We start from the raw sequence: 13,489 nt of genomic DNA, 5'->3' as shown, positions 1-13,489 counted from the left end.
CCAGCACCCTTGACTTCCGCCGCCAGTCATGTTGGTAGCGCTATCAATAACCTATTGTCTTAGGAGTCGATAATGCCGGGGGTCTCCACTTTGCTCGATTGCCTTCCCGCCGACTGGCGGTCCGGCCTGTTTCTGGGCCGCGTGGAAACGGCAGAAGGCCCGACGCCCCTGCTGGTCGAGGGTGGTATCGCCTATGACATGAGCCGCGCCGCCCCCACGGTATCGCAGTTGATCGACATATTGCCGACCGAAGGGCTTTCCGGCTTCGGCGCGGCAAAGGGCGTGTCGCTGGGCGCGCTCGGCGCGCTGGACCTGCCGCTGCTGAGCCCCGTCGACCTGCAATGCATCAAGGCGTGCGGCGTGACCTTTGCCCTGTCCGCGATCGAGCGCGTGATCGAGGAACGGGCGCGTGGCGACGCAGGCGCGGCGGCCGACATCCGGTCGCGGCTGGAGGGCCGGGTCGGCGGGTCTATCCGCGCGGTCAAGCCGGGCTCTACCGAAGCGGCGGCGCTCAAGCAGGCGCTGATAGAAGACGGGCTCTGGTCGCAATATCTGGAGGTCGCGATCGGTCCCGACGCCGAGGTATTCACCAAGGCGCCCGTGCTCTCCACGATTGGTGCGGGGGAAGAGATCGGGATCCGGTCCGATTCCACCTGGAACAATCCGGAGCCGGAGATCGTGCTGATCGTCGGCGCGAATGGGCAGGCCGTCGGCGCCACGCTGGGCAACGATGTCAATCTGCGCGATTTCGAGGGGCGTTCTGCCCTGCTGCTCGGCAAGGCGAAGGACAATAACGCCTCTTGCTCCATGGGGCCGCTGATCCGGCTGTTCGACGGCGGTTTCACCATCGACGATGTGCGCGACGCAGTGGTGGAACTCACCATCGATGGCCCGGAGGGCTACAGGCTGGAAGGCACCAGCAGCATGAACCAGATCAGCCGTGATCCGCTGGAGCTGGTGCGCCAGACGCTGTCGGAACATCAATATCCTGACGGTTTCGCGCTGTTCCTGGGCACGCTGTTCGCGCCGGTGCAGGATCGGGATGAGCCGGGGCACGGCTTTACCCACAAGGTGGGCGACAGCGTCGCCATTTCCACTCCCCGGCTGGGCAGGCTGGTGAACAGGGTCGTGACATCGAAGGAGGCGGCGCCCTGGAGCTTCGGCCTTGCGGCGCTGATGGCCAATCTTTCCAAGAGGGGCCTCCTCGCATGAGCGGCGCAGTCTATCCCAGCCTGAAGGGCAAGCGCGTCTTCATCAGCGGCGGCGGCAGCGGAATCGGCGAAGGCCTGGTCGAGGCCTTTGCCGCGCAGGGCGCCCGCGTGGCGTTTTGCGATATTGCGCAAGAGGAAAGCCGGGCGCTCGTCGAACGGCTGAAGGATGCGGATTTCGCGCCGGCCTTCCATCCCTGCGACCTCAGGGACATCGAAGCCGTGCAGGCGATGATGGCCGCGGTCGAGGAGCAGCTTGGCGGCATCGACATATTGATCAATAATGCGGCCAATGACGACCGTCACAGCATAGAGGAAGTGACGCCCGCCTATTGGGAGGAGCGGATGGCGGTGAACCTGCGCCACCTCTTCTTCGCAGCGCAGGCCGTGGTGCCCGCGATGAAGCGCGCTGGCAGCGGCGTGATACTGAACTTCGGGTCGATAAGCTGGCATCTCGCCCTGCCCGACCTGGTGCTGTACCAGACAGCCAAGGCGGCGATCGAAGGCCTGACGCGCAGCCTGGCACGCGATCTGGGACGCGACAATATCCGCGTCAACACCATCATTCCCGGCAATGTGAAGACGCCGCGCCAGATGAAATGGTACACACCCGAAGGCGAGGCGGAGATCGTCGCCGCGCAATGCCTGGATGGACGGATCCTGCCCGCTGACGTGGCGGCGCTGACCATGTTCCTGGCGTCCGAAGATGCCCGCATGTGTACCGGGCATGATTATTTCATCGACGCGGGCTGGCGCTGAAGCCATGGGCAGCGTTCCGGAAAGCGTGCTGGCCATCGGCGCAACGCTGGGCGAAGGCCCCGTCTGGGTGGCGCGGGAAGCGGCCCTCTGGTTCGTCGACATCAAGGAGAAGCGCATCTATCGCTTCGATCCCGGTCTGGGCGTGGCGCGCAGTTGGGATGCGCCCGCGCAGGTCGGCTGGATATTGCCGACGCAGGACGGCCTCTTCGCGGCCGGGCTCCAGTCCGGTGTGCATCGTTTCGATCCGGACGACGGCAGCTTCGCCCTGCTCCATGCGCCGGAGGCCGACCGGCCCGGAAACCGACTGAACGATGCCACCGTCGATCCGGCCGGCGGCCTGTGGTTCGGGTCGATGGACGATGGGGAAGAGGCCGATGAGGGGCGCTTCTACCGCCTGTACCAGGGGCGGCTGACCGAAAGTGGACTGCGCCCCGTTTCCATTACCAACGGCCCTGCCGTCTCGCCCGACGGCACTCTGCTCTATCACACCGATACGCTCGGCAAGCGAATCTGGCGGACGCGGATCGCCACCGACGGCACGCTGCATGATACGGCTGCGTTCGTGGATATAGAGGAGGGCGCCGGCTATCCGGACGGCCCGACCATCGATGCGGAAGGCTGCCTTTGGACGGGGCTGTTCGCCGGCTGGGCCGCGCGGCGCTATGATCCGGCCGGAAAGCTGATGTCGGAGGTCCGCTTTCCCGTCGCCAACGTCACGAAGATCGCCTTTGGCGGGCCTGACCTGTCGGTCGCCTACGCCACCACTGCGCGGAAGGGCTTGACGAACGACCAGCTTGTCGCGCAGCCCAGTGCGGGTGATCTTTTCGCTTTCGATCCCGGCGTACGCGGCCACACATCCCATATCGCAACCATTTAGAATATAAATCGGAGGAGGAGCAGGAATGTCGGAAGGGAGTGCCGAGAAGGTCAATATGGCTTTCATCGCCGCCATCGTCGCCGTCGCGACCATCGGCGGTTTCATGTTCGGTTATGACAGCGGCGTCATCAACGGCACGCAGAAGGGGCTGGAAAGCGCCTTCGACCTTGGCAAGCTGGGGATCGGCGTCAATGTCGGCGCCATTTTGGTGGGCTCCTCCGTCGGCGCATTTCTGGCCGGGCGCATGGCCGACCTGATCGGGCGGCGCGGCGTGATGATGCTGGCGGCCGTGCTTTTCCTGTTCAGCGCATTATTGGCGGGTGCGGCGGGATCGTCCGCCATCTTCATCATCGCGCGCATCATCGGCGGCCTTGGCGTGGGCGCGGCGAGCGTGATCTCCCCGGTCTACATTTCCGAAGTCACGCCCGCTGCGGTGCGCGGCCGGCTGTCCAGCGTGCAGCAGGTGATGATCATCTCCGGCCTGACCGGCGCGTTCGTCGCCAATTTCGTTCTGGCGCGCTATGCTGGCGGATCGACGGCGCAGCTGTGGCTGGACTTTCCGGCCTGGCGCTGGATGTTCTGGCTCCAGGCCATTCCGGCCGCGATCTACTTCCTGGCGCTGCTGGTCATCCCGGAAAGCCCCCGCTATCTGGTGGCGCGCGGTCAGGAAGAGCGCGCCCATGCCGTGCTCACGCGCCTGTTCGGTGCGGAGGCCGCATCGCGCAAGGTGGTGGAAATCCGCGACAGCCTGGCCGCCGACCATCACCGGCCCAAGCTCAGCGACCTGGTCGACAAGGCCAGCGGCAAGATCCGCCCCATCGTCTGGACCGGCATAGGCCTGGCCGTTTTCCAGCAGCTCGTCGGCATCAACGTCGTCTTCTATTATGGGGCGACGCTGTGGGAAGCCGTGGGCTTTTCCGAAGATTATGCGCTGCAGACCAACATCCTGTCGGGCGTGCTGTCGATCGGCGCCTGCCTTGCCACCATCGCGCTGGTCGACAGGATCGGGCGCAAGCCGTTGCTGCTGATCGGATCGGCGGGGATGGCGGTGACGCTGGCCACTGTCGCCTATGCCTTTTCCACGGCGGTCACTGCGCCAGGCGGGGCGGTGACGCTGCCCGGCAATAACGGCGTGATCGCACTGGTTGCCGCCAATCTCTACGTGATCTTCTTCAACATGAGCTGGGGTCCGATCATGTGGGTCATGCTGGGCGAGATGTTCCCCAACCAGATCCGGGGATCGGGCCTTGCCGTATCCGGCTTTGCCCAGTGGATCGCCAATGCGCTGATCTCCGTCAGCTTTCCGGCGCTGGCGGTGTCGCCCGGCCTTGCGATCACCTATACCGGCTATGCCTTCTTCGCAGCCATCTCCTTCTTCTTCGTTCGCGCCCTGGTGCATGAAACAAAGGGTCGCGAGCTTGAGGACATGGTCGGCTGACCGGCCTGATCACCTTGAAGGCGGGCGCGGCGGAAGCCGTGCTCGCCCCCGCCGTCGGTGGATCGCTGGCAGCGGTACGCTTCGCGGGTGCGGACATTTTGCGGCCCGCTGCCACGAACAATGTCGATCCATTGCAGATGGCCAACTTTCCGTTGGTGCCCTACACCAACCGCATCGCCCATGGCCGGTTTCGTTTCGGCGGTGGCGACGTGCGGCTGCCGCTCAATTTCGGGGATCATCCGCACAGCATCCACGGCCTGGGCTGGACCAGCGCATGGCATGTCGAGGCGCTTACGCAAAACAGCGCACATCTGACGCACCATCATGGCGGTCAGGACGGCTGGCCCTGGGCCTATGAGGCGCAGCAGCATTTCACCCTGTCGGACAATGCGATCGAGATGCGGCTGATGCTGCGCAACATCAGCGATGCGCCCATGCCAGCGGGCCTTGGCTTTCACCCCTATTTCCAGGCAGATGAAGGCACATCGCTTCAATTCCAGGCGGACCTGCTGTGGCTTGCCACGGCGGACATGCTGCCCGTGCAGGAGGTTGCGGCAGATGCGCTGGGCGACTGGTCCGCCAGCGCGCCGGTGCGGGGAGACAGGTTGATCGACAATGTCTATGGCGGTTGGAACGGAAGCGCCGCCATCCAGCGGGGAGACGGGACGCGAATCCTGCTGAGCGCGGTGGGCGCTGGCTGGTTCCATGTCTATCGGCCGCCTCTCTCAGGCCATTTCTGCCTTGAGCCGGTCACCCACATGCCCGATGCCGTCAACCGCCCCGGCGGCATGGAAAGCATCGAACCAGGCGCGGAAAAGACGCTTTCCCTGCGCATCGCCGTCTCTCAGGCCGACGAGGTGCTTCCGCAGCGCGACAAAATCGCCTAAGCTGCGCGCTCAGCAGCTATAGGAGCGTTGATGCAATTTCTGCGGACTGCCTTCTGGGTCGTCATCGCCGTCGCCCTCGCGCTATTCTGCGTCGCCAATTACACGCGCGTGGAAGTGAACCTCTGGGGCGACCTGGTCATGGAAACCAAGCTGCCGGTCCTGCTGATCGGCGCCTATTTGCTGGGAGCGCTGCCCTTCTGGATCATGGCGCGTGCGACGCGGTGGCGGATGAAGCGCAAGCTGGAAAACACGGAGCGCGCTCTCGTCGCGGCAACCACTGCGCCCTCTCACCCCCTTTCATCGTCCCTCGCCGTTGCGGACGACACGTCCGCCTCTCCTACCCTCTCCAGCACAGGACCAGCATGACCAGCCCGATCTATGTCGCCATCGATACGCCCGACCTGCGCAAGGCCCAGGAACTTGCGCAGCAGGTGCGCCATCATGTCGGCGGGCTGAAGCTGGGCCTCGAATTTTTCTGCGCCCATGGCCATCATGGCGTTCATGAGATGATGAAGTTCGGCCTACCGATCTTTCTTGACCTGAAGCTGCACGATATTCCGAACACCGTCGCCAAGGCGGTGCAGGCGCTGCATGTGCTGGAACCCGCGATCCTGACCGTCCACGCCGCGGGCGGACGCGCCATGCTGGAAAATGCGAAGGCGGCGGCCGGGGTGAATACGAAAGTGGTTGCAGTGACCGTGCTGACCAGCCTGGATGATGGCGATCTGCTGGATATCGGCATTGGCGGCAGGGCAGAGGATCAGGTGGCGCGACTGGCTGACCTGGCGCGCAGCGCGGGGCTGGATGGTATCGTCTGTTCCGGCGAGGAGGTTGCGCTGGCGAAGAAGGCCTGGCCCGATGGGTTCTTCGTCGTGCCGGGCGTACGGCCGGCGGGCGGCGCCATGGGCGACCAGAAGCGCGCAGTGACGCCGCGCGAGGCGCTGGACCGAGGCGCTTCGATCCTGGTGGTCGGGCGGCCCATCAGCCTGGCGGACAATCCCGACATCGCCGCGCGCGAGATAGAGGCGACGCTTTAAGAGCAAGGCGCGATTGACAGGAAACCCTCCCCGCGCAAGGCGTGGGGAGGGTTTTTCATGCCTGCTTCCGATTGCCGGTTCCAGGCTCTCGAAAAAAGGCGGCTTGAAGGGGCTGAGCCCCTCCCGCCCTTCCCAGTCAGAACCGCCAACCCAGGCTGGCGACGACCTGGTGCCTGTCGGTATCGATGCCGAATTCATCGGTCGTCGTACCATTCGCAAAGTCGATATGCGCATCCTCATATTTGGAATAGCGATATTCAAGCTTGGCAAAGCTGTTGGCGCTGAGGGCGCGTTCCACGCCCGCGCCAATGCGCCAGCCGTCCAGTTTGAAATTGGTGTCGGTCTCCACATTGGTGTTGCCGGCCAGCACGTCCAGCTTCGTATTGGTGTAGCCGCCCTTCACATAAACCAGCGTGTTGGGGCTGGCGAGAATACCCGCGCGCGCGCCGATATAGAGGTCGCGGCCCTGCTTGACGCGGCCGAAGCCGAACTGGTCGGTCGGGTCGGTGCGGCTGCTCTTGGCGGTGGAGTCGGTAAATTCACCCTCGACGCCAACCACGGCGCTGCCAAGGTTCACGTCATAGCCGGCACCCACGCCGTAGAGCAGGCCGTCGATCGACTGGTCGTCGCGACTATTGTCATTGTCGACGCTGCTGCCGGCACCCGTATGATCATAGCCCAGAATGGCCTCGACGCGCGGCCCGGTGAAAGTGGGATTGGCGTCCTGCGCCATGGCGGGGTTCGCGACCGCTGCGCCGGTGAGGAGGGTTGCGACCAGGATCTTACGCATATTCAATACTCCACCTTATCTTCTCAATTCCCTGTCAGTCGGGAAGACGATGAAGTCGCGAGCGTCCCGTCAGGTTTCATGAACCCAGGATAAACAATTGAATTTGTGTCATTTATGCCACAGAAACAATGTGGTCTGTCGCGTGATCGAGCCAATGGAGCGATGAGTCGATCAGCATGTGACGGCGTTGCTCCACGCTCATCGCCCTCACCGGATCGACGCGGCAATCGGCCGCGCTCAATAATCCTTCGAAATGCGCACATTGGCGCTTTCGCGGCCCAGGGTGGAGATGGCGGCAAGCAGCGACAGCCAACGAGTGACCTGATATTCGATGCGGGTGGCGGAATAGCCCTGACCGTCGGTAATCAGCTCCACATAGGTCTTGCGGGTCAGATATTTGCCCGCCGCGATCGATGTTCCCTGACCCTGCGTCGGGTCGGCAGGAATGATGCGGAGCCGGTCGAGCCCCGCCGCCTTGCGCACCGCATTGATCGGATCCAGGCCACCTTGTCCCTGGAGCGAACCCACCGCCGACGCGAGTTGCAGCGCTTCGGGCGCGGACAGGCTGGTGATCGATGTGCCGAACAGGATCCGGGACAGCAGCTCGTCCTGCGGCAGCGCGGGCACGCTGGTGAAGCTGATCACGGGTTTGAGGCCCGTGCCGCCGACATGGATGGTGGCGGTCAGGTCGCTGACATTCGCCTCTGCATCGATGTCGAGCGTCGGATTGACCGGGGTGCGGCCATCGAACTGGATCTTTCCTTCCCTGAGGTCGAAGCGGCGGCCGGCAAAATCATAGGTACCCCGGACAAGGTCGGCCGTACCAGCGATGGCCGGGCTGGTGACGGTGCCGCCAATGTCCAGGTCGGCACGCCACTCGCTCTCCAGGCCGAGGCCTGTGACGGTCAGGCGGTTGCGGGCGCGCGCCTTGATGGCGAGGTTCCAGGGAATGCTGGTGCGCGGTCGCTCCAGCTCATCGCCGCGACGATTGGTTTCGATCACGCGCAGTTCCGGAATTTGCGCGACGGCGGCCGCCCGCCCCATGGTGAAGCGGCTGCGGTTGAGGATCAGGTCGCCGCCGATGGTGCCGCCCTTGCCCGTGGAAATGATCGTGATGGGGCCTGTCACGGTAGCGGCAATGTCGTCCCGTTCCAGCAGCGCGGCATTTTCCGCCTGGAGGCGCAGGTCCATCCCGACGCCCGCAATGCCCTTGAAGGTGAAGCTGCCCGTACCCGTAACCGTCCCGCCATTTTGCGCGGCGGCGCTGAAACTTGTCATGACGAGCTGCGCGCCGGAGAAGCGGCCTCGGGCCTTGACGTCGTGCAGCCGCATGCCGGTGACGGGGCTGTTGATCGCCGCGGCGTCGGTTGCCAGCGATCCGGCGATTACGGGATTGCCCAGCGTGCCGCGCGCGTCGGCGGTCATGCTGACCGGGCCGGAAATGTCGACAATCTCCACCCCCGTGAGGCGCCAGAGCGTGTCGGCAGTGCCATTATAGCGAAGCTGCGCGAAGAGGGGCGCGCGATTGAGGCGCTCGACCAAAGAGCCTTCCGAGCCGAGCGGCGTCAGCAGCACCTGCGCGCGGCCGATCGTCTGGCCGTTCGCCACGAAGACCATGCGCGTGGCAAGCCGGTCGTGCGTCAAAATCGCGTTGACGCCCGCATCGACCGGACGGGAACTGAGCGACAGGCCAGATCGGGAAAGACCACGCACGCGCAGTTCGGCCTTGCCCGTCGGCATGTCGCCCCGCCTGTGCACATAGCTGAGCGAGCCCGTCGCCGTGCCGCCCAGGCCCAGATCGTCATAGGCGATATCGAGCAGCGACAGCGGCAGTTTCTGCAACCGCGCCTCTATGCTGGTCGTCCCGCCGCTGAGTTCACCGCCAAGCTGGAGCGAACCGCCCGCGAAGCTGATGGAGGCGGGGTCGAGCCGCCAGCCGTCCTGCGTGCGGCTGACGAGGGCCGGACGATTGAGCTTGATGGGCCGTTCGTCGATGGTGCCGCCGGCCTGGATCTGGATACGGTCGGGCGTGACCTGCGCCTCGCCGCTGAGGTTGAAGAGGCGGCCGCGCTGGCCGGAAAGGCTGGCCGTCACCTTGCCGCTGCCGTCGACCAGATCGGCATTGGCGGCAAGGCGCCCGATCTGGACGGCGCCGATGCGCAGGCCCCTCGCCTGCGTCGTCGCGTTGATCGTCGTACCCGAAGGGTCAAGCAGGATTGTCGCGTCCAGCTTGCCCCGGCGTACGGCAATGCTGGTCGGCCCATCGAAACTGGCGTCGGTCGCGGTCAGGGCTAGCTTCAATTGCTGGACGTCATTTACCGGGGCGAAGGCGATCGAACCGGTCACCGGACCACCGACGTTCAGCACGCCATCGAGCCCGCCTGTCACCGGGCGCAGGTCGCCACTGGCGCTGACGCCCGATGTGTTGACCCGCGCGATGCGGACGATCGCCTGGCCGCCCGGCGGCAGCAGGATCGCGCCATTGCCGGTGAAGGGACCGAGCGTCGATCCGCCCTCCGCCGTGAAGCCGTAACCCGCCGCATCGGGGACCAGATGGGCGTGCATGTCCGTGACGCCGAGCGCCTTCAGCGGGCTTTGCAGGACGACATCAACCGTCGGGCGATCGATCTTGCCGTCCAGGATCAGGCGCAGCGGGCCATAGCTTCTGTGCTGACCGCTGCCTTCGAAATGGAACGTGCCGTCACGACGACGATAGCCCTTGGCCGCCAGCTTCAACAGCGGCGCGTCAAGGCGGAGATTGGTGAACTGAAGCTGGCCGTCCGGACCCAGCGACAGGCCGCTGCGCAGCACGGGCAGGCCGCCCCCCAGCGACCGCAGGAAGCTGTTGTCCAGCCGCCGCATCCGCGCCATCGCGTCGCCGCTCAAAGAGAAGGCGCCTTTGGCGCCGGGGATAGCGCGCAGCTTCGAGGTCAGGTCGACAATGCCCAGGCCGCGAATGGCAAGGCCGCTGACCTGACCGTCCAGGCCAATGTCGTACCGACCGGATTTCAGGTCGGCGAGGAAGAGCAGCTTGCCCCGTAGCTTGTCGGACCGCACCGTCATCGGATTGCTGACGATCTGCTGGTTCCTGAGTTGCAGCACGCCGTTGAGATCGAAATTCCGGATGATGCCTTCCACCAGCGGCCCTTGACCGTCGAGCCGGCGGGCACGCAGATGGAGCGGGATCAGCGCGACGCCGCCTTTGGCCTTGCGACCCTTCCCCTCGGCACGGACGTCGTTGATCACGGTCTTGCCGAAGGCGAGTTGTCTGGCGGTGAGCAGATATTCATAGCCGAAGCCGGATAACGGACCATCCAGCCGGACGCGCGCCGCAACGTCCCGTCCCCCCATCGACCTGAGCAAGGCCTGGGGACGAGCCAGCTTCACGTCGACCAGCAGGTTGTCGAGCGCATTGTTGCGCAGGTCGATGGCGCCGTCCGCGCTGAGATGGATGGCGGCGGAACGGAGCAAGATCTTGCCGTCGATGACACGGTCGGCCATCGACCCGCTTGCCTGGATGGCAAGGCGCGGCGCGGAAAGACGCTGGACGAGGCCCTGCCCTGCCATGGCCGACCCTTCGAGGGTACCGGTGGCCGCATAGGCGCCGCTGCGAGCCGTCAACTGCAGGTCGATCGCCGGATCGCCGTCCAACGTACCGGCCAGCCGGCCATCCCAACGGGTCCAGCTTCCCTGCCCCAGGATGCGAAGATTGGCGTCCTGCCTCAAGCCCGCCATGATCGCCAGCACGCCGCCCCTGGGAGCATTCACCGTGACGTCCAGGTCGAACTTGTCGTCGTCAGGACGGCTGTCGAGCGCGAGGTTGAGCGCATCCTCCCCGTTCAGCACCCGGGCGGCAAGGTCGATAATGGCGCGCCCGCCGCGAATATCGGCATCGCCTGAGAGCGTCGCCTGCTGTAGCTTGCCGGTGACGCCCCGCTCCAGGGTGAGGCGACCGACCGAAAATTGCATCAGGCGAATGTCGAAACCGGGCAGGATCGGCCCTTCCCGTTCGCTGGGATTGAGCTTCGGCAGCTTGTGCAGCGTAGCCTGCGGAATGAAGAGGCGGTCGATGTCGAGCCGGTTGGAAAGCCACGCAAAGGGCCACCAGTCCAACTCCACGCGCGGCGCGTCAAGGAACGCCCCCTTGGGATCCGACAGGGTGACGCCCAGAAGAACGGCCTTTCGGTAAATGCTGCCGTCGATCCGGTCGACATGTATACGCAAGCCCGAAGGCGGACTGATCCTGGCGATGCGGGAAATGAGGAAGCGATGCCCGGGCGCGGTGTCGAGCCAGGCAAGCGCACCCGCGACGATCAGCAGCAGCGCGGCGAGCACGCCAGCGACCCAGCGCTGCCAACGGCCATCCCAGGCGCGGCGGCGACGCGGCGGCTGCGTTTCGGGCGCTTCGTCGGCCATCAGAAGGCCTGTCCCAGCGAAACATAGACCGCGATCTTCGGGTCGCCAGACTGCGGGTTGAGCGGCGTGCCCAGGTCGATGCGGATCGGACCGAAACTGCTGTAATAGCGCAGGCCCATGCCTGCGCCGATGCGCAGGTCCCGAAAGCGCGGCAGGAAACTGGCCGAGATGTTGCCGGCATCGACAAAGGGCACGACGCCGAAATTGCCGAAGCGTATGCGCGATTCCAGCGAAAATTCCGCCAGGCTCTTTCCGCCCACCGGATCGTCATTGGGACCGTAGCGGGGACCAATGGCCTGATAGCCATAACCGCGCACCGACGCACCGCCACCTGCGTAGAAGCGCCGAGAGGGCGCGATCCGGTCAACCGTCGACCCCAGGATCGTGCCGAAGCGGGCGCGGGCAGCAAGTACGATGCGGTCGCTCATCGGCTGATAGACGCTGCCGTCGAGTTGCACGCGGGCATAGCCGAAAGTCCTGTTCTGGAAAGACAGTTCGGGGCTGAGGCGGCCGCCGAGGCGGAAACCCTTGCTGGGGTTCAGCAGATCATCGCTGCCGTCATAGGTAAGGCTCAACGGAATGGCGCTGATCAGGAACGTGCGACGGTTGCCGTTGCTGAACGCGTCGGCTTCATCCGATGCGATCAGTTCGCCGCCAATGCGCCAGACCCATTTCTTCTGGAATAATATGTTGGTCTGCCGCTCCAGCACGCCGGACAGGGTGATGGTGCGCGCATCATAGGCATCGCGCTTGATATTGCTGACGGACAGCAGGCCCGTCAGCACATTGTCGCGTCGGCGGAAATTGTTGCGGCGATAGGTGAAGGACGCTGTCTGCTCCTGCGTGCCGAGCACGCCGCGCACCGTCACCGACCCCTCGGGCGGGAAGAAATTGCGATTGGTCCAGCTCAGTTCGGCACGATAGCCCTCGCCCGTGCCATAACCCAGTTCGCCGGCGACGGTCCGCAGCGGCGCCGGCCGGGCATCGATCGCCAGGTCGACATGCTCCCCGTCTCCGGCATCCCTGGGAGTCATGGTCAGGGATGAAACCAGGCCGGTCGCGATCAACGCCTGCCGCAGATCCTCGACATCGGAGGCCATATAGGTGTCGCCGGGATGGAAACGAGCTATGCGCTGGACGTGACGGGCGCTGAACAGCGCGTCATTGGCCATGACGATCCTGCCGAAGGTGCGATATGCGCCCGGATTGACGACGATATCCAGGTCGCCCTTGCGCTCCTCATGATCGATACGGACTTCCGGCTCCTCCACCTTCCCGAAGGGAAAACCGTTTTCGACCAGTGCGACCGCCAGGGATTGCTGGCCGGCAAGGATGGCGTCGGCATCGACCGGGTCACCGACCTTGGGCGGGAAGGCAGCGCGCAATTTCGCCTCCCGCTCGCCCGTGGTTTCCAGGCCCGTCAGGTTGACGGCCGAAAGCAGGTAGCGCGCGCCCGGCACGATGCGGAACGTGACCGCCAGCCTGTCGCTGCCCGCCGGCGGAGCAGCGGCCGCTCCCCGGACGCGCGCGGCGTAATGGCCCTTGGCGCGAAGCAGGCGATCCAGAAGGTCGCTGTCTTCCTTTATGCGGCGGTTGATCTGGGCAAGGTTGGCGGGCTTCCCCTCCCCCTGGCGCAACGCCGACAATTCGTTGAAGTGGGTCGTGAACTGGTCGTCGGCAATGTCCTCAACGCCGGTCAGTGCAACCGTATAGCGGCGCTCCTCCCCCGTGTCCGCAAAAGTGGCCGCTTTCTCCTCCGGCTTCTCGGCGGTTTCGGGGGCAGTCGCCTGCTGCGGCGCGTCGGCGGACTGCGGCGGCAGTTCGACCATCGGCGTCACGATGTCGGGTTGCCCCATGTCAGGCCAGGCGACGCCGATGTCGGGCATGGGCGCCAGACCGGGATCGAGGTCGGGTTGATCGGGAACGGGTTGGGCGCCAGCCTGCGGCTTCTCCTGCGCATGCGCGACGGGCAGGAGAAGGAGCAGCGGCACGAGCAGAGCAGCTTGCGGCAGGCCTGAAATGCGGCGACAGGTCCGCAAACCGATGTTCATATCGCTGATCTAGACCAGTTATCGGG

Annotated in this window: 10 protein-coding genes; 7 read left to right on the top strand and 3 right to left on the bottom strand. The window is 65.0% G+C overall.

Annotated elements, in window-relative coordinates:
- Positions 1 to 72 precede the first annotated feature (72 nt).
- The 7 genes from ACN9MX_RS02390 to pyrF are packed head-to-tail and all read left to right on the top strand — an operon-like array spanning position 73 to position 6,206.
- Positions 73 to 1,212: a fumarylacetoacetate hydrolase family protein gene (locus ACN9MX_RS02390; RefSeq protein ID WP_363735237.1), complete on the top strand. Its 1,140-nt coding sequence runs from the start codon at positions 73 to 75 to the stop codon at positions 1,210 to 1,212.
- Positions 1,209 to 1,967: an SDR family NAD(P)-dependent oxidoreductase gene (locus ACN9MX_RS02385; protein WP_363825254.1), complete on the top strand. Its 759-nt coding sequence runs from the start codon at positions 1,209 to 1,211 to the stop codon at positions 1,965 to 1,967. Before ACN9MX_RS02390 ends, ACN9MX_RS02385 begins: the two co-directional genes overlap by 4 nt.
- Positions 1,968 to 1,971: 4 nt before the next feature.
- Positions 1,972 to 2,844 carry an SMP-30/gluconolactonase/LRE family protein gene (locus tag ACN9MX_RS02380; protein WP_363825252.1) on the top strand — a complete coding sequence of 291 codons (873 nt, stop codon included), beginning with the start codon at positions 1,972 to 1,974 and terminating at the stop codon, positions 2,842 to 2,844.
- Between the two features lie 25 nt (positions 2,845 to 2,869).
- Positions 2,870 to 4,282, top strand: coding sequence for a sugar porter family MFS transporter (locus tag ACN9MX_RS02375; RefSeq protein ID WP_363825249.1), 1,413 nt, complete (start codon positions 2,870 to 2,872; stop codon positions 4,280 to 4,282).
- 14 nt (positions 4,283 to 4,296) lie between these two features.
- Positions 4,297 to 5,169: an aldose 1-epimerase gene (locus ACN9MX_RS02370; protein WP_363825248.1), complete on the top strand. Its 873-nt coding sequence runs from the start codon at positions 4,297 to 4,299 to the stop codon at positions 5,167 to 5,169.
- A gap of 30 nt (positions 5,170 to 5,199) precedes the next feature.
- Complete coding sequence (locus ACN9MX_RS02365; RefSeq protein WP_133651726.1) at positions 5,200 to 5,535, top strand: lipopolysaccharide assembly protein LapA domain-containing protein; 336 nt, start codon at positions 5,200 to 5,202, stop codon at positions 5,533 to 5,535.
- On the top strand, positions 5,532 to 6,206 hold the full coding sequence (pyrF, locus tag ACN9MX_RS02360) for an orotidine-5'-phosphate decarboxylase (RefSeq protein ID WP_363735244.1): 675 nt from the start codon (positions 5,532 to 5,534) through the stop codon (positions 6,204 to 6,206). Before ACN9MX_RS02365 ends, pyrF begins: the two co-directional genes overlap by 4 nt.
- A 136-nt stretch (positions 6,207 to 6,342) precedes the next feature.
- Here pyrF and ACN9MX_RS02355 read toward each other — a convergent pair whose 3' ends face one another.
- From ACN9MX_RS02355 to ACN9MX_RS02345, 3 genes are all read right to left on the bottom strand, one after another.
- Positions 6,343 to 6,996 carry an outer membrane protein gene (locus ACN9MX_RS02355; protein WP_363825245.1) on the bottom strand — a complete coding sequence of 218 codons (654 nt, stop codon included), beginning with the start codon at positions 6,994 to 6,996 and terminating at the stop codon, positions 6,343 to 6,345.
- 237 nt (positions 6,997 to 7,233) lie between these two features.
- Positions 7,234 to 11,412 (bottom strand): translocation/assembly module TamB domain-containing protein, encoded by a 4,179-nt coding sequence (locus ACN9MX_RS02350; RefSeq protein ID WP_363825243.1) that lies wholly within the window; start codon positions 11,410 to 11,412, stop codon positions 7,234 to 7,236.
- A complete protein-coding gene (locus ACN9MX_RS02345; protein WP_363825240.1) occupies positions 11,412 to 13,463 on the bottom strand; it encodes an autotransporter assembly complex protein TamA in 2,052 nt (683 codons plus the stop codon). Before ACN9MX_RS02345 ends, ACN9MX_RS02350 begins: the two co-directional genes overlap by 1 nt.
- Positions 13,464 to 13,489: the final 26 nt, after the last annotated feature.

Source organism: Sphingobium sp. R-21 (assembly GCF_049913335.1).
In the GTDB taxonomy this organism is placed as follows: Bacteria; Pseudomonadota; Alphaproteobacteria; order Sphingomonadales; family Sphingomonadaceae; genus Sphingobium.
This window is presented reverse-complemented; position numbering and strand designations above follow the sequence as displayed.